This window comes from Roseicella sp. DB1501 (genome assembly GCF_013112485.1).
In the GTDB taxonomy this organism is placed as follows: domain Bacteria; phylum Pseudomonadota; class Alphaproteobacteria; order Acetobacterales; family Acetobacteraceae; genus Paracraurococcus.
Genome location: NZ_JABFHG010000009.1, coordinates 50111 through 76568, shown reverse-complemented (window position 1 = coordinate 76568; position 26458 = coordinate 50111). Strand labels below are relative to the sequence as shown.

The 26458-nt window shown below is 68.6% G+C and carries 22 protein-coding genes; 12 read left to right on the top strand and 10 right to left on the bottom strand.

Translation table 11 applies throughout. From position 1 onward, the window contains the following. Positions 1-14 precede the first annotated feature (14 nt). Entirely contained in the window at positions 15-680 is a 666-nt protein-coding gene (locus HJG45_RS18045; RefSeq protein WP_171613551.1) for a glutathione S-transferase family protein, read from the bottom strand. Positions 681-792: 112 nt separating this feature from the next. Here HJG45_RS18045 and HJG45_RS18040 point away from each other — a divergent pair, with 112 nt between their 5' ends. Beyond that, positions 793-2031, top strand: a complete 1239-nt coding sequence (locus tag HJG45_RS18040) for an ABC transporter substrate-binding protein (protein WP_171613550.1) — start codon at positions 793-795, stop codon at positions 2029-2031. A 39-nt stretch (positions 2032-2070) separates the two neighbouring features. Here HJG45_RS18040 and HJG45_RS18035 read toward each other — a convergent pair whose 3' ends face one another. Genes HJG45_RS18035 through HJG45_RS18025 form a run of 3 tightly spaced genes read right to left on the bottom strand, consistent with a single transcriptional unit; the run spans position 2071 to position 6006 of the window. Next, positions 2071-4113: a hybrid sensor histidine kinase/response regulator gene (locus HJG45_RS18035; protein WP_171613549.1), complete on the bottom strand. Its 2043-nt coding sequence runs from the start codon at positions 4111-4113 to the stop codon at positions 2071-2073. A gap of 41 nt (positions 4114-4154) precedes the next feature. After that, positions 4155-5657 (bottom strand): ATPase domain-containing protein, encoded by a 1503-nt coding sequence (locus tag HJG45_RS18030; protein WP_254452611.1) that lies wholly within the window; start codon positions 5655-5657, stop codon positions 4155-4157. Next, positions 5650-6006: a HigA family addiction module antitoxin gene (locus HJG45_RS18025; protein WP_171613548.1), complete on the bottom strand. Its 357-nt coding sequence runs from the start codon at positions 6004-6006 to the stop codon at positions 5650-5652. Before HJG45_RS18025 ends, HJG45_RS18030 begins: the two co-directional genes overlap by 8 nt. 313 nt (positions 6007-6319) lie before the next feature. On the opposite strand from HJG45_RS18025, the gene HJG45_RS18020 reads away from it, so the two are divergent. Together HJG45_RS18020 and HJG45_RS18015 are read left to right on the top strand one after the other, a co-directional pair. Next, on the top strand, positions 6320-9505 hold the full coding sequence (locus tag HJG45_RS18020) for an efflux RND transporter permease subunit (protein ID WP_171613547.1): 3186 nt from the start codon (positions 6320-6322) through the stop codon (positions 9503-9505). Then, positions 9498-10694 (top strand): efflux RND transporter periplasmic adaptor subunit, encoded by a 1197-nt coding sequence (locus HJG45_RS18015; protein WP_171613546.1) that lies wholly within the window; start codon positions 9498-9500, stop codon positions 10692-10694. The genes HJG45_RS18020 and HJG45_RS18015 overlap by 8 nt, the downstream gene beginning before the upstream one ends. A 323-nt stretch (positions 10695-11017) precedes the next feature. Here HJG45_RS18015 and HJG45_RS18010 read toward each other — a convergent pair whose 3' ends face one another. Further along, positions 11018-11857 carry an LLM class F420-dependent oxidoreductase gene (locus HJG45_RS18010; protein WP_171613545.1) on the bottom strand — a complete coding sequence of 280 codons (840 nt, stop codon included), beginning with the start codon at positions 11855-11857 and terminating at the stop codon, positions 11018-11020. Between the two features lie 190 nt (positions 11858-12047). Between HJG45_RS18010 and HJG45_RS18005 the strand changes: the two genes are divergently transcribed. After that, complete coding sequence (locus tag HJG45_RS18005) at positions 12048-13085, top strand: tripartite tricarboxylate transporter substrate binding protein (RefSeq protein ID WP_171613543.1); 1038 nt, start codon at positions 12048-12050, stop codon at positions 13083-13085. Positions 13086-13340: 255 nt separating this feature from the next. Here the strand turns inward: HJG45_RS18005 and HJG45_RS18000 are convergent, their stop codons facing one another. The 3 genes from HJG45_RS18000 to HJG45_RS17990 form a co-directional block, all read right to left on the bottom strand. Further along, a complete protein-coding gene (locus HJG45_RS18000; protein WP_171613541.1) occupies positions 13341-13895 on the bottom strand; it encodes a hypothetical protein in 555 nt (184 codons plus the stop codon). A gap of 1132 nt (positions 13896-15027) precedes the next feature. Further along, positions 15028-15528: a ferritin-like domain-containing protein gene (locus tag HJG45_RS17995; RefSeq protein WP_171613539.1), complete on the bottom strand. Its 501-nt coding sequence runs from the start codon at positions 15526-15528 to the stop codon at positions 15028-15030. A gap of 234 nt (positions 15529-15762) precedes the next feature. Continuing rightward, positions 15763-16599 carry an HpcH/HpaI aldolase/citrate lyase family protein gene (locus HJG45_RS17990; protein ID WP_171613536.1) on the bottom strand — a complete coding sequence of 279 codons (837 nt, stop codon included), beginning with the start codon at positions 16597-16599 and terminating at the stop codon, positions 15763-15765. Between the two features lie 256 nt (positions 16600-16855). Between HJG45_RS17990 and HJG45_RS17985 the strand changes: the two genes are divergently transcribed. The 5 genes from HJG45_RS17985 to HJG45_RS17965 all read left to right on the top strand — a co-directional run bounded on the left by HJG45_RS17985 (position 16856) and on the right by HJG45_RS17965 (position 20683). Beyond that, on the top strand, positions 16856-17539 hold the full coding sequence (locus HJG45_RS17985) for a glutathione S-transferase family protein (protein WP_171613533.1): 684 nt from the start codon (positions 16856-16858) through the stop codon (positions 17537-17539). Between the two features lie 180 nt (positions 17540-17719). Then, entirely contained in the window at positions 17720-18118 is a 399-nt protein-coding gene (locus HJG45_RS17980) for a host attachment protein (protein WP_171613530.1), read from the top strand. 163 nt (positions 18119-18281) lie between these two features. Further along, on the top strand, positions 18282-18428 hold the full coding sequence (locus tag HJG45_RS17975; RefSeq protein WP_171613528.1) for a hypothetical protein: 147 nt from the start codon (positions 18282-18284) through the stop codon (positions 18426-18428). A gap of 273 nt (positions 18429-18701) precedes the next feature. Next, a complete protein-coding gene (locus HJG45_RS17970) occupies positions 18702-19286 on the top strand; it encodes a hypothetical protein (protein ID WP_171613526.1) in 585 nt (194 codons plus the stop codon). A gap of 149 nt (positions 19287-19435) precedes the next feature. Beyond that, the gene (locus HJG45_RS17965) at positions 19436-20683 is read left to right on the top strand and encodes a serine hydrolase (RefSeq protein ID WP_171613524.1); all 1248 of its coding nucleotides are present in this window, start codon (positions 19436-19438) and stop codon (positions 20681-20683) included. A gap of 115 nt (positions 20684-20798) precedes the next feature. Here HJG45_RS17965 and HJG45_RS17960 read toward each other — a convergent pair whose 3' ends face one another. Continuing rightward, positions 20799-21416, bottom strand: a complete 618-nt coding sequence (locus HJG45_RS17960; RefSeq protein WP_171613521.1) for a hypothetical protein — start codon at positions 21414-21416, stop codon at positions 20799-20801. 234 nt (positions 21417-21650) lie between these two features. Here HJG45_RS17960 and HJG45_RS17955 point away from each other — a divergent pair, with 234 nt between their 5' ends. The 3 genes from HJG45_RS17955 (at position 21651) to HJG45_RS17945 (ending at position 24949) form a co-directional block, all read left to right on the top strand. After that, positions 21651-22601: an amidohydrolase gene (locus HJG45_RS17955; RefSeq protein ID WP_171613519.1), complete on the top strand. Its 951-nt coding sequence runs from the start codon at positions 21651-21653 to the stop codon at positions 22599-22601. A 104-nt stretch (positions 22602-22705) separates the two neighbouring features. After that, on the top strand, positions 22706-23761 hold the full coding sequence (locus HJG45_RS17950; RefSeq protein ID WP_171613517.1) for a cyclase family protein: 1056 nt from the start codon (positions 22706-22708) through the stop codon (positions 23759-23761). A 219-nt stretch (positions 23762-23980) separates the two neighbouring features. Then, entirely contained in the window at positions 23981-24949 is a 969-nt protein-coding gene (locus tag HJG45_RS17945; protein WP_171613515.1) for a tripartite tricarboxylate transporter substrate binding protein, read from the top strand. A 58-nt stretch (positions 24950-25007) separates the two neighbouring features. Here HJG45_RS17945 and HJG45_RS17940 read toward each other — a convergent pair whose 3' ends face one another. Further along, positions 25008-26408 (bottom strand): deoxyribodipyrimidine photo-lyase, encoded by a 1401-nt coding sequence (locus HJG45_RS17940; protein ID WP_171613513.1) that lies wholly within the window; start codon positions 26406-26408, stop codon positions 25008-25010. Positions 26409-26458: the final 50 nt, after the last annotated feature.

The following is a 26458-nucleotide window of genomic DNA, read 5'->3' as shown; positions in this document are numbered from 1 at the left end:
GATCGGGATCTGCTCTAGGACGCCGCCGCCGGCAGATCGGTCGGCGGCACCTGCTGCGCCGCCAGCGCTGCCTGCTGCGCCTCCCGCGCCCGCCGGTAGGCGGGGCGCGCGGAGAGCCGCGCCCAGTACGCCGCCGCCTCCGGCGTGAACTGCTCCGCCAGGCCGAGCCTGGTTGCGAGCAGCAGGGCGTAGCCGATGGCGATGTCCGCGGCGGTGAACCGGCCCGCGGCGTAGTAGCCGCCCTCCAGCCGCCCCAGCCCCTTGCGCAGGCGGGAGAGGAACCAGCGCTCGTAATCCTCCGCCACCTGCGGCAGCCGGCGCTCGGGCGGCTCCAGGCGCCGGTAGCGCAGCACCAGGGTCTGCGGGAAGGTCAGCGTCGCCTCACCGAAATGCAGCCCGTTCAGGAAGGCGGCATAGCCCGGCTCCTCCGGCGCGACGTTCAGCGGCGAAGGGCCATGGCGGCTGACGAGGTAGTGGCAGATCGCCGCCGATTCGGTCATGCGCGCCTCTCCGTCCTCGAGCAGCGGGATGGTGCCGAGCGGGTTGATGGCGAGGTAGTCCGGCGCGGCGAGGCGCGGCGGGAAGGGCAGCATCCGCAGCGCATAGGGCAGCCCCATCTCCTCCAGCGTCCAGAGCGGACGGAAGGAGCGCGCGTCGGAGCAGTGGTGCAGCACGATCATGATGGCCTCCCCGGTTCGGTGCAGGCTAGAGCATCTTCACCCGATCAGGTGATTCCACCTGATCGGGATCTGCTTTAGGACCCTCTCCGCATTCGGACAGGGGGAAGACGACATGATGCTCGACCGGCGCGGCCTGCTGACGGCCACCGCGATCGCGGCCCTGCAGGCCGGGCATCCGGCCAGGGCGCAGCCGGCGCGCGAGGCCACGATCCGCCTCGGCGCCCTCACCGACATGTCCGGCCCCTACCGGGATGTCGAGGGCCCGACCGGCACCGCCTGCGTCCGCCTGGCCGTGGCGGAGTTCACCGCCGCCAATCCGGACGTCGCCGTCGAGGTGGTCGTCGCCGATCACCAGAACAAGCCCGATGTCGCCAGCAGCATCGTGCGGGAATGGTTCGACCGCGGCGGGGTGGATGCGATCTGCCAGGTGGGCAACACCGCGGTGGCGCTGGCCGCCAACACCGTGGCGAAGGAGAAGGACAAGGTCCATCTCAACAGCGGCGCCCTGTCCTCCGTGCTGACCGGGGCGCAGTGCTCGCCGAACCTGGTGCATGGCCCGCTCGACACCTGGGCGATGAGCCATGCCACGGCGACGGCGGTGGTCCGGGATGGCGGCGACAGCTGGTTCTTCATCGCCGCCGACTACGCCTATGGCCATGCGCTGCGCGACGATGCCGCGCGCTTCGTGCAGGCGGCCGGCGGGCGCGTGCTCGGCTCGGTGGCGCATCCCTTCCCGGGGACGACGGATTTCGCCTCCTTCCTGCTGCAGGCGCAGGCAAGCCGGGCCAAGGTGGTCGCCCTGGCCAATTCCGGCTCCGACCTGATCAACTGCCTGAAGCAGGCGAAAGAGTTCGGCATCGCCCGCCGCGGCACGCGCCTCGTCGGCCTCGGCGCCTTCATCACCGATGTCGCCGCCGTGGGCCTGCCCGTGGCGCAGGGGCTGCTGCTGACCGAGAGCTTCTACTGGGACCTGAACGACCGCACCCGCGCCTTCCACGCGCGCCTCCGGCCACAGCTCGCCGCGGGCGTGATCCCGAACACGCTGCATGCCGGCGCCTATGCGCTGGTGCGGCACTACCTGACGACCGCGAAGGCCATGGGCATCGCCGAGGCCCGGCGATCGGGCCAGAAGACGGTCGCCGCCATGAAGGCGCGGCCGACGGCGGACGACGCCTTCGGCGACGCCTCGATCCGCGCCGATGGCCAGATGATCGTGCCGGTCCACCTGTTCCAGGCGAAGGCGCCGGAGGAGAGCCGCGGCGCGGAGGACCTCTTCAAGGTCGTCTCCACCATCCCCGCCGCCGAGGCCTTCCGGCCGCTGCACGAAGGCGGTTGCGCCCTGGTCAGGTAACACCGGCGGATCGCTCCGACCTTGCCCGTCACGGCGAGGTCAGGATCGCGTCAGGGCCTGGGCCAGCACCTCGGCGAGCTCCTGTATCCGGAACGGCTTGCGCAACATGGGCAGCCCGGCCGGAGCGTCCACGCCGAGCTCCGCGGCGGCGGCATAGCCGGTGGCGAGAACGATGGGCAGACCAGGGCGCAGGCGCCGCGCCGCGACGGCGACCTCGGCGCCGGTGAGGCCCGGCATCGCGAAGTCCACCAGCATCGCGTCCGGGGCGAGCCGCTCCAGCGCCGCCAGCCCGGCGCGACCGTCCGCGGCTTCGGCGACGCGGTAGCCGAGCGCGTCGAGCCAGCCGACCAGCGCCCGCCTTACGTCCGGGTCGTCGTCCACCACCAGCACCAGCGCGCCGGCACTCGTGGCGGCGGTCACCGGCGAGCCGCCCGTCATCGCATTCTCCGGCTGCCGCGCCAGGGTGCGCGCCGCCTCGCTCCCGACCGCCGGCAGCAGGATCCTCACCGTGGTGCCATGCCCCGGGACGCTCTCGATCCGCGCCGTGCCACCCGACTGCCGCGCGATGCCATAGACCTGGCTCAGCCCCAGCCCGGTGCCCTTTCCAACGCCCTTGGTCGTGAAGAACGGCTCAAAGGCGCGCGCCACCACCTCCGGCGCCATGCCGTCGCCCGTGTCGGACACGGAGACAGCCACGTACCGGCCCACCGGCAGGTCCGCGGCGAGGCCGAGTTCCACGACCCGCACCGCGACGGTGAGCGTGCCGCCGCCCGGCATGGCGTCGCGCGCATTGATGGCGAGGTTGAGGACCGCGAGCTCGAGCTGCGTGGCGTCGGCCAGCGCCAGGCCGGCCCCGCGGTCGACCTCGAGGCGCAGCGCCACGCCGGGCCCGAGCGAGCGCGCCAGCAGGTCGCGCATACCCTCGACCAGCTCGCCCGCCGCCACCGGCGTCAGGTCCATCTTCTGCTTGCGCGAGAAGGCCAGCAGCTGGGCGGTCAGCCGGGCGCCCCGCCGCGCGGCCTCGCCCCCCGCCGCCGCCAGCTTCTCAACCTGGGCTGGATCGGCCGCGCGACGGTGGATCAGGTCGAGGCTGGCCAGCACCGCCTGGAGGAGGTTGTTGAAGTCGTGCGCGAGGCCGCCGGTCAGCTGGCCGACCGCCTCCATCTTCTGCGCCTGCAGCAGCGCCGCTTCAACCTGATCCCGCTCCTCGGCTGCCGCGCGCAGTCGCCGGTTGGCCGCCTCGAGCTCGCGCGTCCGCTCGGCAACCTGCTCCTCCAGCTGCCCGCGGTGGCGGCGCAGCTCCGCCTCGGCGGCCCGCCGCGCCGTGGTGTCGAGGGACACCCCGGCCATGAGAATCCGCCCCGTCTCGTCCCGGAACGCGCGGCCGCGCACCTCGGCCCAGTGAGCGGACCCATCCGGCCAGACGGTGCGGTACTCGATGTCGTAGTCGCCGCCCTCGGACAGCGCGGTTGCGACGGCGTCCTGCATGCGCTCCAGGTCGTCGGGGTGAATCGCGGCGAGGAGATCCGGATAGCCGAAGCAATCGCCCGGGGCGCGGCCGAAGACCGCCTTGCAGGCCTCCGAGGCCCGGAACTCGCCGGTGCGGCCATCGAACTCCCAGGAGCCGAGCCGGCCGGCGCGGAGAGCGAAGCGCAGACGCTCGGCAGCGGTGGTTTCGGCCGCCAGGGCGTCGCGGGCCTGATGCTGCCGCCGGCGGGCCGCCAGCGCGCTGCGCACCGCGCTGGCCAGGATCGTCGGGTGGAACGGGCGCTCGAGGAAAGCGACGTTGCCGAGCACGCCGGCCAGGCGCGTGGCCTCCGGATTGCGCTCCGAGCCGCCGCCGCGGCGCGTCAGCACCACGAAGGGAAAGTCCGACCAGGGCGGCTGCGCCAGGGTCCAGCCTGCGAGGTCGCGGAGGTCGGCTCGGGCGAGCGCCTCCTCGGTCAGCACGGCGGCACCGGCCTGGTCGAGGCCCCGGACCAGCGCCGGCAGGTCGCGGCAGACCGTGGCCACGATGCCGGCCTCGCGCAGGATGGCCGCTGCCACCGCCGCGTCGCGGCCGCCGGGGGCGAGGACCAGCACTTCGGCGCTCCGGTCTCCCGAAACTCCGCCGGCATCGTCCCTCACGCCGGGCCGTCCTCGATCAACGTTCCGTTCTTGCCGACATAGGTCGGCACGCCCCGCAGCACCCCCTGGAACGCCTCGAGCGGCTTGCCGACCCGGACGCCGCCGGCATCGATGCGGAACTCGCGGATGGTGCTCTCATGGCCGCCGGCGCGCTTCTTGACGACCGAGATCGCCCGCCGGATCTGGCCCACCGCCTCGAAGTAGCGCAACAGCAGGACCGTGTCTGCGAGGTAGGTGACGTCCACCGGCGCTTGCATGTCGCCGACCAGCCCGTGCTGCGAGACGATGAGGAAGGTCGAGACGGCCTGGCGGTTCAGGTACTGCAGCAGCTCGTGCATGTGCAGCACCAGGAACTGCTCGCCCGGCATCGCCGCCTGGTAGCCGTTCAGGCTGTCGATGACGACGGTGCGGACGCCGGCCTCGACATGGGCCCGGATCGCGTGCGCGAAGGCGCCTGGGGAGATCTCGGCGGCGTCGACCTGCTCGAGGATCAGGCTGCCCGCGCTGCGCATCGCCCCGAGGTCGAGCCCCATGGCCTGGGACCGGTCGAGCAGGAGCGACACCTCTTCGTCGAAGATGCAGGCCAGCACCTGCTCGCCGCGGCGGACGGCGGCGGCAGCGAAGTTCAGGGCGAACAGCGACTTGCCCGTGCCGGCCGGGCCGAGCAGCAAGGTGCTGGTGCCGCACTCCACCCCGCCGCCGAGCAAGGCATCCAGCTCGGGGATCCCGCTGTCGAGGCGGTCACGCCGGAAGCCGGTGTGGTGCTCGGCGGAGACCAGGCGCGGGAAGACCCGGACGCCGCCATGCGCGATGGTGAAATCGTGATGGCCGCCGCGAAAGGCCGTGCCGCGGTACTTCATCACCCGCAGGCGCCGCCGCTCGGCGCCGTAATCCGGCGCCAGCTCCTCCAGCCGCAGCACGCCGTGGGCCACGCTGTGGACCGTCTTGTCACCGGGCTCGGCCGTCATGTCGTCGAGCATCAGGACGGTCGCGCCCAGGCGGGCGAAGTGGTGCTTGAGGGTCAGCACCTGCCGGCGGTAGCGCAGCGAGCCCTGCGCCAGCAGCCGGAACTCGGAGAGGCTGTCCAGCACGACGCGGTGCGGCCGGATGCGCTCCACCGCTTCGAGCAGCGAGCGCGTCGCCTCGCCGAGCTCGAGGTCGGAGGCGTAGAGCAGGCTCTGCTGCTGGTCAGGGTCGAGCAGGTCCTCCGGCGGCACCAGCTCGAAGATCTCGATGCCGTCGAGCGACCAGCCATGCGAGGCAGCGCCGTCGCGCAGTTCGGCGGCCGTCTCCGACAGGGTCACGTAGAGGCCCCGCTCGCCGGCGCGGGCGCCCTCCAGCAGGAATTGCAGGCCGAGCGTGGTCTTGCCGGTGCCCGGATTGCCCTCGACCAGGTAGAGCCGGTTGCGGATGAGGCCGGTGGCGAGGACGTCGTCCAGCCCGGCAATGCCGGTAGCGGCCCGCCCCTGCGGCGGCGCGGGCATGGCGGCGTCAGTCATGCGCGACGTCCCTGAATTCCTGCTGCAGGGCGCGGGGCAACGCGTGGGTCGGGATGCGCCCGAGGACTGCGGCCAGCGCCCGCTCGGTGTGCCAGAGGTCGTGCGCCTGCTGCCGGGCGAGCCAGTGGCGGGCCGGGACGCCGCTCAGGCGGGCCAGCCGGGCGGCCATCTCCGGCGTGACCGCCTGCTCGCCGGCGAGCAGGCGGTGCAGTGTCGAGCGGGCGATCCCGAGCTCGCGCGCCGCCTGGCTGACGGACAGGCCAAGGCCGGGCAGCACACAGTCGCGCAGCAGCCGGCCGGGATGCTCCGGCGCGGCATCGGCAGGATGCCCTTGCTGGGGACTGTGCATGGGAACTCCGGATCGCCGGTAAGGCCTGTAGCGCAACGCGCGACAGGTGCAGAAGTCGCCCATGGTCCATCCGGCACCTCGCCCCGACGTGTTCGCGCCTGGCGCGCAGGCCGCAGCGCCGGCGCGGCGGCACCCGGTTGCCTGCGACGCCCGTTTCGCGCCAAGCTTGTGACAGCGTCGTAATGCAAGCCGGTGGCGCCCGGGACCAAGCTCCCATAGTCTCTTGGCGTTCGCGCCCTACCGTTGGAATGCCGTCATCGATGCAGCGAAGGCTCCGTAGAAGGCAGTCGGCGTTTCAGGCCCCCGGCGCCGCATGATCGCCCTGGTTCGTATAGCGCTGTCCCGTCCATACACCTTCGTGGTGATGGCGCTGATGATCATGATCGGGGGCGGCCTCGCCGCACTGCGCACGCCGGCCGATATCTTCCCGAACATTCCGGTGCCTGTCATCGCCGTGGGCTGGACCTTCAACGGCCTCACCCCCGAGGACATGGCCGGCCGCATCCTCACGCCGTACCAGAGGTCGCTCACGACGACGGTGAACGACATCGAGCATATCGAGGGCACCTCCTATCCCGGGCTCGGCATCACGAAGATATTCTTCCAGCCCGGAGCCGATATCCGCCTGGCCAATGCGCAGGTCACCGCCGTCTCGCAGACGCTGCTGCGCCAGCTTCCGCCGGGCACCACGCCGCCGCTGATCCTGAATTACAACGCCTCCACCGTGCCCATCCTGCAGCTCGCCCTCTCGGGCCAGGGGCTCAGCGAGCAGCAGCTTTACGACCTGGGCACGAATTTCATCCGGACGCAGCTCGTCACCGTGCCGGGCGCCGCCCTGCCGGGCCCTGCCGGCGGCCGTACCCGGCAGATCCAGATCGACCTCGATCCGCAAGGGCTGCTGTCGAAGGGCCTCTCGGCGCAGGATGTAGGCAACGCGATCGCGGCGCAGACCCAGATCACTCCGGCCGGCTTCGTCAAGATCGGCGAGTATCAATACAACCTGCTCCTGAACAACGCGCCCGGCTCGGTGGCCGAGCTCGCCGCCCTGCCGATCCGCACCGTCAACGGCGCGACGGTCACGATCGGCGACGTCGCCAATGTGCGGGACGGCGCGCAGCCGCAGCAGAACGTGGTGCATGTCGATGGCCAGCGCTCCGTGCTGATGACCGTGCTGAAATCCGGCGCCACCTCCACCATCAGCATCGTGAACGGCGTCCTCGACCTGCTGCCCCAGCTCCTTCCCAGCCTGCCGCCACAGCTTCGGGTGACGCCGCTCAACGACCAGTCGATCTTCGTGAAGGCCGCCATCACGGGCGTCGCCTTCGAGGGCGTGCTGGCCGCGGCGCTGACCTCGCTGATGATCCTGCTCTTCCTGGGGTCCTGGCGCTCCACCATCATCATCGCCACCTCGATCCCCCTCGCCATCCTGGCGGCGATCTTCGCCCTCGCGGCCTTCGGGCAAACCCTGAACGTCATGACGCTGGGCGGCCTCGCGCTCGCCGTCGGCATCCTGGTGGACGACGCGACGGTCACCATCGAGAACATCAACTGGCATCTCGAGCACGGCAAGGATGTGCGCACCGCCATCCTGGACGGCGCGCGGCAAATCGTCCTGCCGGCCTTCGTCTCCCTGCTCTGCATCTGCATCGTCTTCGTGCCGATGTTCTTCCTGCCGGGCGTGTCGGGCTTCCTTTTCGTGCCCATGGCCATGTCGGTGACCTTCGCCATGGTCGCCTCCTTCATCCTGTCGCGCACCCTGGTGCCGACCATGGCGCTCTACCTGCTCAAGCCGCATGCCGGGCATCGTCATGGGCAGCCCCCGCCGCGGCACCTTCCCGGCCGCCTGCAGCAGGGCTTCGAGAGGCGGTTCGAGCGCCTGCGCCAGGGCTACGGCCGCCTCATGCGCCTTGCCCTCGCCAGGCGCCGGACGACGCTTTCGTTGTTCCTGGCCTTCGCCTTCGGCAGCCTCGCCCTGGTACCGTTCCTAGGCCGCAATTTCTTCCCCGAGGTCGACAGCGGCACCATCGCCATGCATGTCCGCGCCCCCGCGGGCACGCGCATCGAGGAAACCTCCGCCCTCTTCGACCGGATCCAGCGGGAGGTCCGCCGGCTGATTCCGCCGGAGGAGATCAACACGATCGTCGACAGCATCGGCCTGCCGAACAGCACCATCAACGTGACCTACAGCTCCTCCGGGACGGTCGGCCCGATGGACGGCGATATCCTGATCAGCCTTCGCCACGACCACCGGCCGACCGCCGAGCATATCCGCCGGCTGCGGGCGGAGCTGCCGCGGCTGTTCCCCACGGCCGTCTTTTCCTTCCTGCCCGCCGACATCACCAGCCAGATCCTCAATTTCGGAGCGCCCGCGCCCATCGAGGTGCAGGTGACCGGCCCCAGCGTCACCGAAAACCAGGAGCACGCGCAGCGCATCCTGCGGGCCCTCCGCGGCATCGAAGGGCTGGTGGACATGCGCATCCAGCAGCCCGCCGGCAGCCCCACCCTGCGCTTCGTCGCCGATCGCACGCGCATCAACGCGCTCGGCCTCGACGAGCGGGACGTGACGGCGAGCCTGGCCGGCTCCGTTGCCGGCTCGCTGCAGACCGCGCCGGTCTATTGGCTGAATCCCACCAATGGCGTCACCTACCCGGTCGTGGCGCAGACGCCGGAATACCTGGCGGACACGATGGAGAAGCTGGAATCGCTGCCCGTCACCGGGCCGCGCTCGCCGGAGCCGCAGGTGCTGGGCGCGCTCGGCCGGCTGGTGCGCGTGAACTCGCCTTCGGTGATCTCGCAATACAACATCCAGCCGATGGTCAGCGTCTATGCGGCCACGCAGGGGCTGGACCTGGGCGCCGCGGCCGATGCCGTGCGACGCGAGATCGCCAGGCTGGACGCCGAGAAGCCGGCATCCGTGCGCGTCACCCTGCGCGGCCAGTACCAGACGATGAACACCGCCTTCTCCGGCATGGGCTTCGGCCTGCTCGGCGCGGTGGTGATGATCTACCTGCTCATCGTGGTCAACTTCCAGTCCTGGGCCGATCCCTTCGTCATCGTCGCCGCCCTGCCCTCGGCGCTGGCCGGCATCGCCTGGATGCTCTTCCTCTCCGGCACGCCGCTTTCGGTGCCGGCGCTGACGGGCGCGATCATGTGCATGGGGGTCGCCACGGCGAATTCCATCCTAGTGGTGAGCTTCGCCCGGGAGAAGCTCGCCGAGCTCGGCGATGCCCGGATGGCCGCCTTCGAGGCCGGGATCACGCGCTTCCGCCCGGTGCTGATGACGGCGCTCGCCATGATCATCGGCATGGCGCCCATGGCCCTCGGCTTCGGCGAGGGCGGCGAGCAGAACGCGCCGCTCGGCCGGGCGGTCATCGGCGGCCTGCTGGTCGGCACCTGCGCCTCGCTGGTCTTCGTGCCCACCGTCTTCGCCATGATCCATGGGCGCAGGCGCCACGCCGTGAGCGGCCTTCGTCCGGGAGAAAGCACCGCCCATGCCTGAAGCGCCTGTGCCGGCAACCGCCGAGACCCTGCCGGCCGACCAGCGCGCCGCCAGCCCGCGTCGGGTGGCGCTGGTCCTCCTCCTCGGGTTGCTGGCGCTGCTCGGGGCGGGGGCGCTCAGGGTGAGCAGCCGGCTTGGCGCGCAGGAGGAATTGCGGCAGGTCGCCGCCGCCGTCGCGGTGCCGAGCGTCCGGGTCATCCATCCGCGCGCCGTGGAACCGCGGCCGCTGCTGCTGCCCGGTCGGCTTCAGGCCTGGGCGGAGGCGCCGGTCTATGCGCGGACCAATGGTTTCGTTGCCCGCCGCCTGGCCGATATCGGAGACCGGGTCACCGCTGGCCAGATTCTCGCCGAGATCGACACGCCGGATCTCGACCAGCAACTGGCCGCGGCCGAGGCGGCCTTCGCCACCGCCCGCGCCCAGCGCGACCTGTCCGCCCGCACCGCGCAGCGCTGGAACGAGCTGAGCGCGCGCCAGGTCGTGTCCCAGCAGGCGACGGATGAGCGCCGCGGCGACCTGGCGGCGCGCACGGCGCAGCTCAGCCAGGCGGAGGCGGAGGTGAACCGCCTGCGCGCCCTGACCGGCTTCAAGCAGGTGATCGCTCCCTTCGACGGCACCGTCACCAGCCGCGCCATCGATGTCGGCGGGCTGATCGTCTCCGGCAGCACCAGTTCGCCGCCGCTCTTCACCGTCACGGATATGCGCCGCCTGCGCCTCTATGTGCGCGTGCCGCAGGCCTATACGGGCGCCATGCGGGACGGGCTGAAGGCGACCTTCTCCGTGCCGGAATACGCGGATCGGAGTTTCACGGCGGAGCTGACCCGCACGGCCGGCGCGGTGGATGCGCAATCGGGCTCCATGCTGGTGCAGTTCACCACGGACAATGCCAGCGGCGCCCTGAAGCCCGGCGGCTATGCCCAGGTGCGGCTCGAGCTTCCGCCGGAACCCACCGACACGCAGCAGCTCCGCATTCCGGCGAGCGCCTTGATTTTTCGCGCGAGCGGCACCTCCGTCGCGGTGGTCGACGGCGATGGCAGGGTGGCGGTCAAGCCGGTTCGCATCGCCCGCGACCTGGGCGCCGAGCTCGACATCGCCTCCGGCCTGGAACCGACGGACCGGGTCATCGACAGCCCCTCCGATGCCATTCGCAGCGGCGACGAGGTGCGGCCGACGCAGAATGCACGAAGCTAGAGCGTGATCGCTGGAGGTGGACTCAGCGAAAAGCGTGACTCACGCGATCGAACAATGGCCTGGACCATGATCCGCGACCCTGTGTGAGCGGATCATGGTCCAGGGCGGATCGCGGGAGGGCGAGACCGCCCGGACGCGTGACTTTGCTCTGGAAACAACAGGTTACAGCGGAGCGGCGTTCAATCTTGAATGCGCTCCGCTGTAGACCTGAAGGCCGGCGGCGCCAGCGGGCCCTTGGGGGCGGGATGCGGCGGGCAGGATGGTGGCCCTTGAAAGCCGTGACGTTTCCTTCCGGATCCAGGCAGGCTGCTGGCCCGTTGCCGTCATGCGTCGCGGATCAGTGCGGCCCAGCGGTCGAGGACGGGAAGGATCTTGTCGTCCTTGTCCGACTCGAGCGACACGACCGTGCGGGCGACGCCGAGATCGCGGAAGCGCCGGATCTCGTCGCGGTTCTCGGTCGCGCCGAAGGCGGTGATCGGGATGCCCGCGGGATCCCGGCCTGCCTCGGTCGCCATCTGGCGGAATTTTTCCAGGGCTTCGCCTAGAGGCGCACGGCCGGCGATCGGGATCCAGCCATCCCCGTAGCGGATCGCACGGCGCGCACCTTGGGGAAAAGCCCCGCCGACGAGGATGGGGGGATGCGGCCTCTGCACGGGTTTCGGCCAGGCCATGATGGGATCGAAATTGACGAAATCGCCGTGATACTCGGCTTTCGACTTGGTCCAGATCTCCTTCATCGCCTCGATGCGTTCGCGCGTCAGCTTGGCGCGGCTCTCGAAGACCGTGCCGTGATTCTCCATCTCGTCCTGGTTCCAGCCGATGCCGATGCCGAACAGGAAGCGGCCGGACGAGACCTGATCGAGCGACGCCACCAACTTGGCGGTCTGGATCGGATCGCGCTGGTTCACCAGGCAGACGCCTGTGCCCAGTTTAAGCGTCGTCGTTGCCATGGCCGCGGCCGTGAGGGAGACGAAGGGGTCCATGCAGTCGTAGTAGCGCTTCGGCAGGTCGCCGCCGCCCGGCCATGGCGATTTGCGGGACAGCGGGATGTGCGAATGCTCGGGCGCCCAGACTGATTCGAAGCCACGTTCCTCGAGCGCGCGGCCGAGCGCTGCGGGCGTCATGGAATAGTCGGTGAAGAACATGGAAGCACCGAAATGCATGGTCGTTTCCCTCGTCTTCAATCGGTTGTTGCCTGATCAGTTCAAGGCAGGTGCCCCGTTCCCGCCGGAAGGTTAGGGCTCGGGAACCGAATCGAGAAGCTTTTGCCGCGAGCCTGAAGCGGTGGCTGCACGGCGCGATGGCGCAGTAGAAGAATGACCGGCGGGACGCCGCCGAAAGGGAGGAACGACAATGACAGCAGCTTGGGAGCCTGTTCCATCGCGGCCCGGCACCCGCCGGCTCTCGCGCCGAGCCGTGCTCGGCGCGATCAGCACCGCGCTGATGGTACCGCTGGTCGGACGAGCTCGGCCTGGCCATGCCCAAGCGGGAGCGGACTGGCCGAGCCAGTCGGTGCGCTACATCAACCCGTTTCCGCCCGGCGGCGCCACCGACACGCTGTCGCGCCTCTGGTGCGCCAGGATGACCGAGATCGCGGGCCAGCAATTCGTGGTCGAGAACCGCAGCGGCTCCGGCGGCAATGTCGGGGTGGATGCGGTCGCCAAGTCCCGGCCGGACGGCTACACGATCGGCATGGGCGGCATCGCCTCGCACGCCATCGCGCCGACGCTCTATGCCAGCCTGCCCTTCGATCCGGTGCGCGACTTCACCTTCGTCTCGGGCCTGTGGCAGCTGCCGAACATCGCGGTGATCAACAAGGACCTGCCGGTGCGCAGCGTGCCGGAGCTGATCGCCCTGTTCAAGGCAAGCCCGGGCAAGTACGCCTACGGCTCCTCCGGCATGGGCACGACGCCGCATCTCTCGGGGGAACTGCTGAAGCAATTGGCCGGGGTGGACATCCTGCACGTGCCCTATCGGGGTGGCGCGCCGGCGCTGCTCGACCTCATGGCCGGGCGGGTGCACCTGATCATGGACAACATCCCGGGCTACCTGCCGGCGGTGCGCGACGGCAAGATCCGCGCGCTTGCCGTCACCAGCCCACAACGGAACCCGGTGGTGCCGGATCTGCCCAGCATGGCGGAGGTCGTGCCCGGTTTCCAGATGACCTCCTGGGCCTGCGTCTGCGGCCCGGCCGGGATGCCGCGGCCGGCGGTGGAGCGACTTTCCGCCTATGCCCGGCAGGCCCTGGAGAGTGCCGACCTGGTGCGCAGCTATCAGGATCTCGGCGCCACGCCCTGGTGGACCACGCCGGAGCAACTCCTCGACTTCCGGGCCCGCGAGGAGGCGCGCCTGGCGCCGCTGGTTCGGGCGACCGGAGCACGGGTCGAGTAAGCCGCGGCACGACGATCCGGCCATGCTGCTGCTTGGTGAGGGGACATGGACTTGCGTCCACCGGCTTACTGAAGGTAGCGCGAGCCGGGCGAATGGCCAGAAACAGCAGGATCGTGGCCCTCGCGGGTCACGACCGCCTCTGTGACCAACCATAGGCCCAGGGTTGCGGCGGCGCCGGGGGCACGAGCCTGATGTCCAGGAGAGTCGGCCGCCGCCATGTGCGAGAGCCGCCTGGATCCTGCGTAAGCCGGATGGTCATCCGCCGCATGTGGCGCAGGTCAGCCAACCACGCCGCTCCCGCGCCGGCTCGACGAGGTAACCGCAGCGCAGGCAGTTCGCGCCGCCCTCGTCCTCGGCGAACGGATTGGCGTAGGGCCGGGCGCTGGCCTGGCGTGCCGGAGCCGACTGCGCCCGGCGTTTGCGCGGTGACGGTGCGGGCGCCCCGGTTGAAGCGCCATCAGACGGAGCGACCAGCTGCCCTTCCTCGACGCTTGGCTCCCACATCGGCATGACATGCACGACGGGTTGCGGCGGCTCGAATGTGGCCGGGGCAATGCCGATCCCGGATGAACGCTTCTCCGGTCTGCCGCCGAAATCCTCTGGCGAGACCTCTGCAGCGCTGACCGGGTTGGCCTGCCCATCGACGGGCCGCTTCCCGTTCCGACGGACATGCACGACTTCGACGACCCGCGTCCGGATGTGGCTGGCGCCACCCTGACGATGCCGATGTTGGATGATGCGTTGCTCGATATTGGTGGGCTGGCCGGGCCGACCCTGCATGCCCGAAAAAACGCGATCGACTTCTATCATTGGCTTCCACAAATGCTGGCGCCGCGATGGAAGGGAGTTTCAGACATCCCGTCTCACCGGCCGCATCCGCGTCATACGCATCGATCGCCCATCCGACCAAGCCAGCGAATGCCACCGGCTTCGTCAAGCTATGGCGATGATCATGAGGTTCAAGCCCACCGTCATCATTGTGTGGCCGGCGGCAGCAACTCCGGGTGCTCGCTTCTTGGCGACACGGCCGCCAACACCTTCGCTACGCCCTTGACCAGGATCCGCTCACACCGAGTCATGGATCATGGTCCAGACCGTTGTTTGAACGCTCTAAGCTGACGCCGCCCGAGGCAGCCAGGCAGCGCCGGCACGATCTGCAAGCGGTTTACGACGCGACACGCTGTATCCTTCGCCGGGTCTGCCTGGCAGTTGCTGCCGGGCGACCCCCATGCTGGCACGCGATTTACGACACGCTTGTCGAAGGCTGGCCGAACCATGACCCATGCTGCGGCTCGCGCACATGCTCCACCGCACCGCCAGCCAAGCTAGAGCCCCAGACAGTCGTGCGTCGAGGCAGGACGACGGGGGCTCTTGGTCAGCTACCGAGACGTACCGGCGCGACCAGGTTGATTGCCGCTGCCAACCCCGCCGGCCCCACCAGGCATGACCGGCGTTGGCACGCCGCCGCCGGTGGATACGCCCCCGGCCGACCCGGTCGGCGACATCGCAGAAGGTGACATGGGTTCGCCCGTAGTGGCCCCGCGACGCGACGAGCCCATATCACAACCCGCGACCATCAGAAGGGCCACAACGCCGCAACTTGCACGTACCAACATGGAGACTGCGTCCTGCTTTCACTCGTTGCTTCTAACAGCAGCAATATTGAAGGGTTGCATTTGGACAACCCTCTTCAAAGTGCGACACCTCACCTCCAAACGGAATTTCGCCAAAAAAATCTCCCCCAACAGGCAACTGGCAAGGAACCAGGCTGAGGGAGGAAAGCCCTGCGATAAGTCCTAAAACTAGGCGGCAGACCGTCCGAAACGGACCTTGGAATATGACAGGACCGATGCCTAAGTGGCATAGTTGCAGACCAATGATTCCGCCCGGCGCGCGTTCAACACGGGTTTCCACTTTCAGGCCGGAGCTTTAACGACCAAGGTTACCCTTTCGCCGCAGCCTTCGCCAGTTTCTCGCCGAGAGAGCTGGCGTACTCATCCGCCTTGTAGATGTCGGAGACAATGGCTTTGAGTCGTGTGACGTGGTCCTTCATGCCGAGCGCCTCAGCATAAGCGGTCGCTGTGCCAAAGCCGGCAATCCCGTAGTGAGACATGCGCTGGTACTGCGAGATGATCTCCGCATCGAGCAGTTCTTCTTTTTTTGGCGCGTCATCGCCTGTGTGCTTCAAGGCCTCCTTTACCAAGCCTTCCATGCCCTGGCAGTGCTCCTTCGCCACTTCGGCGCCGGCCTCCTGCAGCAGCGATTTCAGCGCGTCGCGGTGCTTGTTGATGCCGTCGACGGAGGTTTCAAGCGTTTGCTTGAGCTTGGGATCGTGCGCCTTGCTCGCCATTGTCTTGACGGCGCGAGCCATCTGATCGTTGGCAGACCACAGATCCTTCATTTCGTCCGCGTAGACTTCCTTGAGGCTGCCGGGATTGGACATCATTCGCTTCCTCTGCAGGCAGAGCTCGACGCGAGCACTGCTTGAAGCAGGGAAACCACGGAACACTCGGTGGAGTTCGGCGGCAGCGGCGAGAAATGTGTCGCATACCGCCCGAGGCCAGGAGCGAGCTTGGCCTCGAGCTGCCCGGCTAGTCCAATAGGGACCATGCCGGGGAGCGCATCGCTTCGTCAGCCGAGCGGGAGACTGTCGCGTCCGGCACCTCGATCCGGCGCCTCAATAGGTGCCGGTTTTCACCGGCTGGGGCGCGGGCGCCACTGCCGCCTCGCCCGTCAACATGGCCCGCATGCCGGCCCCGTTCGTCCGCCACCAATTGTACAGGATCCGCACGTCCCAGCCGATGCAGAAGTGCTTCACACCCATCTCCAGATACGGCTTCGCGCCCGAGATGTCCGCCAGTTCCACACGCGGGTGCTTGCCCAGCTTCAGCGCCGTTTCGATCGTCTTGCGTTCCGCCTTCACCACATCCGGGTGCGATCGCTGTCCGGTCAGCCCCAGGCTCATCGAGTAATCAGATGCCCCGAACTGCACCATGTCGATGCCCGGAACCGACAGGATCGCCTCCAGGTCCTCCACGCACTCACGCTTTTCGACCATGATGGCGATCACCACCTCATTCAGCGCGTCGACATAGGCGGGCGAGCCGCCCTCCAGCACAGTCCCCACATCGCGCCGCATGCCGACACCGAGCCGCCCGCCGGTGCCGGGCGTCTCGGCGCGCACCGCGGCGACGCTTGCCTCGGCGTCAGCCACCGTCCGGATATCGGCGAACAGCACGCTCTGGAAGCCTGAGCCGATCGCCCGCATCGCCTGATGCGTGTACTGCTTCTGCTCGACCTTGATCATGCCAGCGAGGTTCTTCAGCTCGAACGCACGGCCGAGATTGTCGAGGTCATGCATGGTGAAGGGCGCGTACTCGGCCGTGAACTCGACATAGTCGTAGTTCTCAGCATCGCCGATCAGTTCCACCAGCGTGGGCCAGCTGGACAGGATGTGCGTGCCGATCGTCGGTTCCCCGGCGTTCAGCTTCTGGCGCAGGCGATTGGGGCGCATCGTGTCGTTTCCTCCAAAGAATGGAACATTCATGACAAGTGTCGTCCGATCAGGACGCCCGCGCAACCTCGGCAGCGGTGAATCCGGACCGGTTTGGTTGCGTGACGAATCCGTGCTGCGGAGGGTGACGGCACGCGCGGCTCCATCACGGCGCTGGCTGGATCGACGTCCTGCGCCCTACCCTGCCCGCGGCACGGCTGCGGAGCAGCGGCAGCCGCAATCCGGTGGCCATCGTGCTGAACGAGGGAGTGGCAGCATGGTGAACATCGCCGAGGCCGAGGATCCGGAGCGGCTGGTGCTATATGGCAGCTTCACCAGCAGTTCGACCTACAAGCCGATGCTGTTCTTGGCGCTGGCCGGGCTGCCGTTCAGCTTCCGCACGGTCAACCTGAAGACCGGCGTGCAGACATCACCCGAATACCTGGCGGTCAATCGCTATGGGCAGGTCCCCGCCTTGCGGCACCGGGGCCTCACCCTCGTCCAGTCTAACGTCATCCTCGACTACCTCGCACGCACGACGGACCACTCCGAGGGCAGGTCGGAGCAGGCGCGCTGGGCGGCGAGGGAGTGGCTGTCCTGGGAGGCGGATGCCATCACCAACGTCGCCAAGGTGCGGCACTACCGGCGCTTTCGTGCCGTCGATCCGGCGGTGATGGCGTATTTCCTGCCTCTGGCCGAAGCGGCTCTGGGCTACGTGGATCGTACGCTGTCCGATGGCCGGGATTGGTTGTGCCGTGAGGACGCGCCCTCCATCGCCGATATCGGCTGCTGGGGCCGCATGGTGTTCATGGCCGAGGGCGGGATCGAGATCGCCCGGTGGCCGCATCTGCAGCGCTGGACGCGGAGGCTTGCGGCCTTACCGGGTTTTGCCCTGCCTTACGACCTGATCCCCAGGAAGAATGCGGAGTTCGAGGCTGGCGCGCTGCATCTGCCGCGGTGAGCGCCTCAGACTGCAAGCCGCTGACAGGGCAGCGCTGGGTTCAGCATCATCCGGCCCCGTTCCGAAGCGCCTTCCAGGTCGCGGGCAGCCTCGACAGAAGGACATGCCGTCGAATGGCAAGGCGGCACGTTCAGGTGCTTGATGGACCCCAACGGGTCGACGGGAAGGAAGGACGAACACATGAGCAAGCCCGACCATACCTGGTACGTGGTGGCGGATGGCGGCAAGGCGCGCATCCTGGTCCGCACCGATGACGGCCTCCGCACGCAGCACAGCTTTGATGCCTCTGGCAAGGCGAATGCGGTGGAGAATGCGGATTCCGGGGTAAGCCAGCTGAAGGCTCCGAAATCCGATCCGAAGGATCAGTCGGAGGCGCATTTCGCCAAGGCCGTGGCGGATTACCTGAACGAGGCGGTGCGACGTGGCCAGGCAGATTCGCTCGTCATCGCCGCCGCCGCCCAGGTGCTGCACGGCATCCGGGAGGGGCTGAGCAAGGAAGCGTCCGGCATGGTCAGCAAGACCATGAGCAAGGATTATGTGAACCTGCCCGATCAGGAACTGGCGACGCATTTCGGGTGATTCGACCTCCGGCTACCAAAAGGGCAACGGGAGCCGGAACGGCCACTCCGGGATACGTTCCTACAGCGTGGAAAATTCCGCGGATATCCGAAGCTGGCGAAACTCCGTGACCGGACAGGCGTGATTGCAGCGTCTATTGGCGGTAGAGACCGGAGCAGCACCCATGGCGGAGCCGATCGACCAGAACATCGTGGATGCCCTGAAGCAGGGCATCTGGACCGAGGAGGAGCAGGAGCAGGCGTTGACGATGATGCTGGCTCAGGTCGAGGAGAAGCCAGCCGAGCAGCACCCTGAGGGCGAGGTTGAGTAAGCCCGGGTAATCCCTCCTCACTGGCTGGAACCGCACCTTCGAGCGCAGGTGGCTCAAACCCGGAAGGCTGCCGACGGGCATTCAAGGCGAAGCGGACAGGATCGAGAGCGGCGCGGCGTAGGCCCGCGCCCCTCATGCCATCAAGTTCAGAATGCGAGATCGGCTACACCGCGCAAAGGTCAGTCAGTCTGGCCTTTCCCCTACCTGCTCGGCGAAGGAGCCGCAGCGCAGACAGCTCGTGCCGTCCTGACGAGACAAGCGTTGAACTCGCCCATGACGGAGGCTGAGGCGGCATCTCCTTCCGCCGTTGCGGACGGTCAAGGCCTGCGCCGGGAACCAAGCAACTTCGTATTGGTTGGCTGGACGCAGCAAAGGATAACCCGCTTGCCCTGGACACGAGTGACGGATCCCGAAGATGCGGCACGCCATCTGCCTGCATGGCTGGGCCAGCGGTTGGTTGGGCGTCAAGGCCGCTTCGGATTATTGCTCACCACCGGGGATGTTCTCCGGATCACGACCATCACCGCCGCGCACCTCTCCACGGAAGGCCTGACCCTGCTGGATGTCCAGTTGGACAATGCTGGCGTGCCGGACGGCGCCGATCTCGCATGGCGCTCCAAGCACTTCCTGGGCATGCCGGTCTCGGGAGCTGCGGCCGCGACCGTGAACCTGGCCGAGGTCGTGACGGCAGTCGAATTCCTCGCCAGTGCGGCCTCAGCCCTCGCCGATGACCGCGAGACGCCGACAGCCGACGAGGTGGTGACGAATCTGGATCGCGCCGCCGAGGAGGCGGCCCAGGGCAGGGTGACGATATCGCCGCCGGCGCAGGCAGCGGCGGCGCCGACACCGGATGCCTGAGGACAAGCCAGCAACGGACTGAGCAGGAGCAGCGGCGCCTCTGCTGCGTCCGCTTGTTCCTGCCTTCACCTTAGCTACCCATCGGCGCAGGCTGGTCTGGTGCCTGCGGCGGCATGGGATAAGCTCCTCCCAAGAGGAGGACACCAGGAATGAAGAAGCTGCTGCTCGTCTCGGCGCTGTTGGTTTGCGCGCTGCCTGCCCGTGCCGCCGACCCGTTGCCGCGCGCGACGCCCGAGAGTGTCGGCCTGTCGCCCGAGCGGCTCGCCCGCATCGGCGCCATGGTGGAGACGGAGGTCCGGGAGGGCCGCATGCCGGGCGCGGTCATTGCCATCGCGCGCCATGGCAAGCTCGCCTATTTCGAGGCGCATGGCTTCCAGGATGGCGGCCGCAGCAAGCCGATGCCGCGCGACGCCATCTTCCCGATCGCCAGCATGACCAAGGTCCTGACCGGGGCCACGCTGATGTCGGTGCTCGAGGAGGGGCGGCTCTCGCTCTGGGATCCAGTGAGCCGGTTCTTCCCGGCCTTTGCCGAGATGCGGGTCGCGGTGGACGGCAACCCCGACATGACCGTGCCGGCGGCGCATCCGATCCGGATCATCGACCTTGCCCGCCACACCTCCGGCATCGTCTACGGCAACCGCGGCAACACCCCGGCGCACCAGCTCTGGCAGCGCAGCCTCGGCGGCTACAGCCGGATGAGCGGCGCCGATTTCATTGCCGCCATGGCCAAGCTGCCGCTGCTGCACCAGCCCGGCACCACCTGGGAGTACGGCCTCTCGATCGACGTACTGGGCTTGGTGATTGAGGAGCGCACCGACAAATCGCTTGGCGAGGCGATGGCCGAGCGCATCCTGCGTCCACTCGGCATGCAGGATACCGGCTTCCTCGTGCCGGAGGGCCAGCGCAGCCGCTACGCGACGCCGCTGCCGAAGGCCCCCGTCACGAGCCAGCCCCAGGATGTCCGCGTCGGCCTCGTCACCCCAGGCTTCGAAGGCGGCGGCGGTCAGGCGGTCTCGACCGCGGCCGATTACATCCGCTTCGCCCAGATGCTGCTGAACGGCGGCACACTGGATGGCAAGCGCGTGCTCTCGCGCAAGAGCGTCGAGGAGATGACGCGGGATCACCTCTCGCCGGACATCGTCAACAACGTGACGCTGACCGAGCCGCAACTGACGAATTTCGGATTCGGCGTCACCGTCGCGGTGCGGCGCGAGGGCGGCTCGGACGTGCTGGGCAGCCCCGGCATGTTCAGCTGGAACGGCGCCTATGGCACCTCCATGTGGGTGGACCCGAAGGAGGATCTGGCGGTCGTGTTCATGGCGAGCACGCCCGGGCTGATCCGGCAGCACTACCGGCGCGTGGTGAACGCCCTCGTCTACGGCGCCATCGCGGATTGACGCTGGCAGCCGCGACGCCGCGCGGCACGGCCGGCGTCAGGCACGACGGTGATCCCGCGCCGAACGCTCAAGCAGGGCTTGTCCGTTCGGCGCGGGACCATTGCCTGTCGGTCTCTCACTGACCGCCGATGGTGACGACCTGCTGGGAGGCGGCGGAGCCGCGGGCCAGCGCCGCATTGCGGTTGCCGCCGCCGGAGACCCGATCGAGCGCGCCACGGCCGATCGCCGAGCCGCCCATGGTCAGCACCTGCTGATCGGCCTGGCTGAAGCGGCCGGCGGCGAGGTTGGAGTTGAACCCGCCGGAGACTTGGCTCTGCGCGCCGCGCCCGATGGCCTGGCCGCCGAGCGTGGTGGCCGACTGGCTGGCCAGGCTGCCGAAGCCGCGGGCGGCATTGGTGTTCAGCCCGCCGAAGGTGCTCGCCTGCGCACCGCGGCCGAAGGCGGTGCCGCCGACCGTCGTGGTGTCCTGCAAGGCGGTGCTGTTGCGGCCGCTGGCGAGGTTGCGGTTGAGCCCGCCGAGGGTCTCGACCCGGCCGCCATTGCGCGCCATGCCGCCGATCGTCGTGGCCGCCTGGCCGGCGAAGCTGTTCTTGGCAGCCGCGGTGTTCACGTTGCCACCGCCACGGGTGATGGAGATGCCGCCGGTCTCAAGCCCCTCGGCCGCGGCGGGGTGGGAAAGGCTGGCAGCGCCGGCGAGCAGCAAGGCAGCGAGCGGGAGGATCGTGGCACGCATCGGGGTGGTCCCTTTCTCTGGTTGCCTGCGGCCTGTGCGGCCCGGCATGTCGTTCATCGACAAGACCAACCCTAGAGACCAACCGCATCGCCGGCTGTGAACCACGCCACATGGATCGAGATGTCCGGCCCCGGCACATCGCCCATGCTTGGCACGGCGTCATTTTCGTTTTGCGCTCATGGTCGGCTCACCGCTACCGTCGCACCGGCGCCCCACGGCGCCGGGGAGAACGCCATGACGACGATCCTGCCACGGCGACGCGGGCTGCTGGGTGCCGCCTGCACGCTGCTTGCCTCGCCGGCCCTGGCGCAGCGCCCTGTCGATTCCCCTCCGGTACCGTTCTCGAGCGGCACCGACATGCCGAAGCTGAAAGCGCCGCCGCTGGCGACCGATTGCCACTTCCACATCTACAACGACAAATACCCGCCGGCGCCCGGCGGCCTCCCGGCGCCGAATGCCTCGCCAGCGGATTACCGCAAGCTGCAGGCATGCATCGGGACCACGCGCGGCGTCATCGTGCAGCCGTCGCTCTACGGCGTGAACAACGAGCCGACGCTGGAGGGCCTGCGCGAGCTTGGCAGCAACTTCCGGGCTGTTGCGGTGGTCAACGACAAGGTGGCGGATGCGGAGCTGCGCCGTCTGCACGAGACGGGCGTGCGTGGCATCCGCTTCAACCTGGCCCAGGCCGGCGCCACGACGCCGGAGATGATGGAGCCGCTCGCCCGCCGCATCAAGCCGATGGGCTGGCACATCCAGATCAACGCCCCCGCGGCGAAGATCATGGAGCTGCGCGAGCTGTTCCACAGCCTGGATGCCACCCTGGTCTTCGATCATCTGGCGCATATCCCGCAGCCCGACGGCGTGAACCATCCGTTGTTCGGCCAGATGAAGCAGCTTCTGGCGAAGGGCAATGCATGGGTGAAGCTTTCCGGCGCCTATGCCGACACCAAGGTCGGTCCGCCGAGCTATTCCGACAGCAGCGCCGTCGCGAAGGCCTATGCCGAGCTGCGGCCTGACCGCATGGTCTGGGGCAGTGACTGGCCGCATCCCACCGAAGCCGCCGACAAGAAGCCGAACGACGCCGTGCTGCTGGATCTGCTCGAGATCTGGGTGCCGGATCCTGCCCAGCGTCGCCAAGTGCTGGTCGACAACCCGGCGCGGCTCTACGACTTTCCCAACGGCTGATCCAACACAGCGGCGCAGGTAGGCGCCGCCGGGCGGTTATCCTTGAATTGCAGCGGCGACGTCCGGTCTCATACGGGCGGGTCCGAATGACGGGGGAGGAAGACATGCAAGGGATCGGGCGGCTCCTGGCCGCGGCGAGCATCGGCGTCGTGGCCGCCGTGGCGACCACACCCTCGCTCGCGCAGGATGCGGGCATGAAGAAGTGGACCCAGGGCAAGGGTTGGGGATGGGTCTGGGGCGCACAGGATGAGGTCGGCGCCCTCAATGAGATGACGGACCAGTCGCGCGCGGCCGCGCTGCGCCTGGCGTCGCAGGGAAAGACCTACGACCTGGGCCTGCCCTATGACCGCAACTCCTACCGCTGGCCCGGCCACAACCCGGGAGAGATCATCAGCTTCCGCACGCCGGAAGGCGTCGCCCGCCAGCAGGACCTGCCATTCACCACGCCGCAGGGCGGCAATACGGGCCACACGCGCTGGCACAGCAGCGCCATGTTCATCAGCGACAACGTGGCGACACAGATCGACGGTCTCGCACATATCACGCATGGCGAGGACAATCACTGGTACAACGGCTTCAAGGAAAGCGACTGGGGCGGCAATTTCGGCGTGCGCAAGGCGGACGTCACCACCATCCCGCCGATCGTCGCACGCGGGGTGATGATCGACGTCGCCGGGCAGAAAGGCGTCGAGGCGCTTCCCAAGGGCTACGAGATCACCGTCGCGGATCTCGAGGCGGCGCTGCGAGCGCAGAATGTCGACGTGACTCCCGGCACGGTCGTCCTCATCAGGACCGGCACCGCCCGCTACTGGGGCGAGAACGGCGGCGACCACGCGAAGCTCAGCGATCCCGATACCGCGGGCATCGGCATGGCGGCGGCGAAGTGGCTGGTCGAGCAGAAGGGCGCGATGATGATCGCAGCCGACACCTCCGGCCTCGAATGCATCCCGGCGCGGCCGCAGGACAGCGCCGCGGTGGGCGGCAGCTTCAACCCCGTCCATGTCTACCTTCTCGTGCAGCAAGGCGTGCACATCGGCGAGTTCCACAACCTGGAGCGCCTTGCGGCGGACCGGACCTACGAATTCGCCTATGTGGCCACCACCAATGCCATCCGCGGCACGGTCGCGGGCACGGCGCTGCGGCCGCTTGCCTTGCGCTGAACAGCCGCCGAATTTCAGCCTCGGCTCCGGGCCGCGGACCGCGGGGCGGTCCGGCAGGTGATGTTCGGGCTGCGCCCCCAACAAGCGCGGCCGGGGCCGCCATGGTTCGCGGCGACAACGCGCCAAGCTCTCCTGCCGAAGAGGCACGACTGTCCCCGAGCAGCGGATCGAGCGATGATCCAGATGCCGGTGTGCCGGCCGAAGGGGGGAAAGAAGCCTATGCGACTCAGTCGCCGTGCCTGCTGGAGCATCGCCGCCGCCAGCCTGCTGGGCCGCCACGTCCGCGCCCAGGAGCCGGCCTTCCCGCGCGAGCAAGTGCGCATCGTCGCGCCCTTCGCCGCCGGGGGCTCGTCCGACCTCATCGCCCGCCTGTTGGCGAGGCAGATGCAGGTCGTCACGGGCAAGCCTTTCGTCGTGGAGAACCTGCCCGGCGGCAACGGAGTGGTCGGCACGCTCGCGGTGCTCAACGCGGCCGCCGATGGCCACAGCTTCCTTCTCGGCACGACCACCACCCTCTCGGCGAATCCATACCTGCTGAAGCAGCCGCCCTACGACGCCGCGCGCGACTTCGCACTGGCCTGCCCCATCGGCATCTCGGCCGGCTGTCTCATGGTCCCGGCCTCCAGCCCCTATCGCAGTTACGAGGACCTGGTCGCGGATCTCCGCCGGCATCCGGGCAAGCGCGATTCCGGCTGGTTCAATGCCTCCTCGCGCATTCCCGCCGCGCTGTTCAAGCGCCTCGGGCAGCTCGACTTCGAGGAGGTTTCCTACAAGATCTTCGGCAACGCCATTAGCGACCTGCGCACCGGCCTGATCCACTTCGTCTTTCTGGACATGGTCGCCGCCGACCAGTACCTCGCATCCGGGGAGTTCCGCGTCCTCGCGGTGAGCATGCCGCAGCGAGCGAAGCGCTGGCCCGATGTGCCGGCGATGAACGAGGTGATGCCCGGCTTCGAGACGGGCGGCTATTGGGGCGTCGCCGTGCGCAGTGGAACGCCCCGGCCCCTGCTGCTCCAGATCAACCGCTTGGTGGCCGACGCGGTCCGGTCGGAAGCGGTGGCGCCGCGGCTGCGGGACATGCTGGTCGAGCCGGCGGCCATGGATCTCGAGACGGCGGCCGCCTATGCCACGGCCGAGCGGGAGAAATGGGGCCGCATCATCCAGCTCGCCGGGATCGAGCCGGAATAGCCGGTCGTGCGAGGCCGTCCGGAGTTGGACGGCCGGAGAGATGCACGGCGTCCTTGCCTCAGGGAGATGGGCCGGCCCGCTCGGCTTCGCACAGCCGCCGCACGGCGGCTTCATAAGCCTTCGCGTCGATCTTCCTGAGCGAGTTCTCGCTCTGATAGCGCACCGTGCCGAAGATGGGACGGCGGGCCCAGGGCCGGTCATGCAGGCCGTAGATCCAGGCCACGTTGGTGAACGAGTTGGGGTCGCGCCCGTCGAGGAAGTATCGGTTGTTGAGGCGCAGGGTACGCGCGAAGCCCTCCTCCGGCGTGGCGGACCATTCGAGGATCTTCTTGCCCCAGTACATGCGCAGGTGGTTGTGCATGTACCCCGTCTCGCGCATCTCGGCCATGGCGACATTCCAGTAGTGATCATGCGTTCGCCCGGCGACGAGCGCGTCATCGTCGTAGCGGTGCCCGCGGGGATCACCGGCATGCTCGGCCAGGGTCTTGCGGGCCCAGGCCGGCACCGCCTGCTCGTAGCTGTCGTAATGTTCGATATAATGCACGTGGTTCATGGAGAGCTCGCGTCGGACGACGACCTCCTCGAGGAAGGCGCGCTTGTCGTCCGTGGAGCCGGTCGCCGCCTCGCGCGCCGCCAGGACGATTTCGACCGGGGAAATCTGGCCGAAATGCAGGTAGGGGCTCATATGCGAGACCGCCGCGGCTTCCGGCCTGCCACGATTGGTGCCGTAGCCGTGGAATTCCTGCGCCAGATAGGTTTGGAGACGATGCTGCGCCTCCACCTCCCCGCCACGGAACCGGCGGACCGGCGCCACCGACCGATCGAGCGTCATGGCGGCGAGCGCCGCGGCGGGATCGCCGATATCAATCCCCTTCGGCGCCGGCCCGTCGAAGCGATGCCGGACCCGGCCTTCGCTCAGCGGGTGGAGGAAGTCGTCCAGCCAACGGGCGATCCTCGGCCGCAGGGTGCGCGCAGCATGCTCGTGCTTGCCGGATGCGCTCTCCACCGGCACCACGACATCGCCCTCCACCTGCACGATGCGCAGCGCGGCCGCCGTCCCGATCTCCGCGTACCAACGCTTCTGGATGGCGAGGTAGCCGCGATCCAGCACCAGCATCGTGGCCTGCCGCGACAGGTCGATCGCCACCTCGGCCGGCGATGCTTTGCGCAGCACGAAGCCAATGCCGCGCTCGGCCAGGCGGCGGGAGACATCCGCGAGGCCGTCCAGCAGGAAGGCGTAATGCCGTGCATTCGCCTCCGGAAAGCCGTTCGAGCCGTCGAGCAGGCCGAAGCATGCCAGCACCGGCAAGTTCAGATGGTTGGCCTCCTCCACCGCCAGTTCCAGCGCATGGTTGAAGCGGGATCGGCAGGATTGCTGCATCAGGTACAGCACGTAGCGCCCATCGGGCCTGATCGGCGCCTCGTTCAGCATGCGGATCCGCTCGGCCTCGATCCGCATCACAAGCCCGGATCCATCCGCGCTCGGGAGGTGGAGGATGTCATGGACCG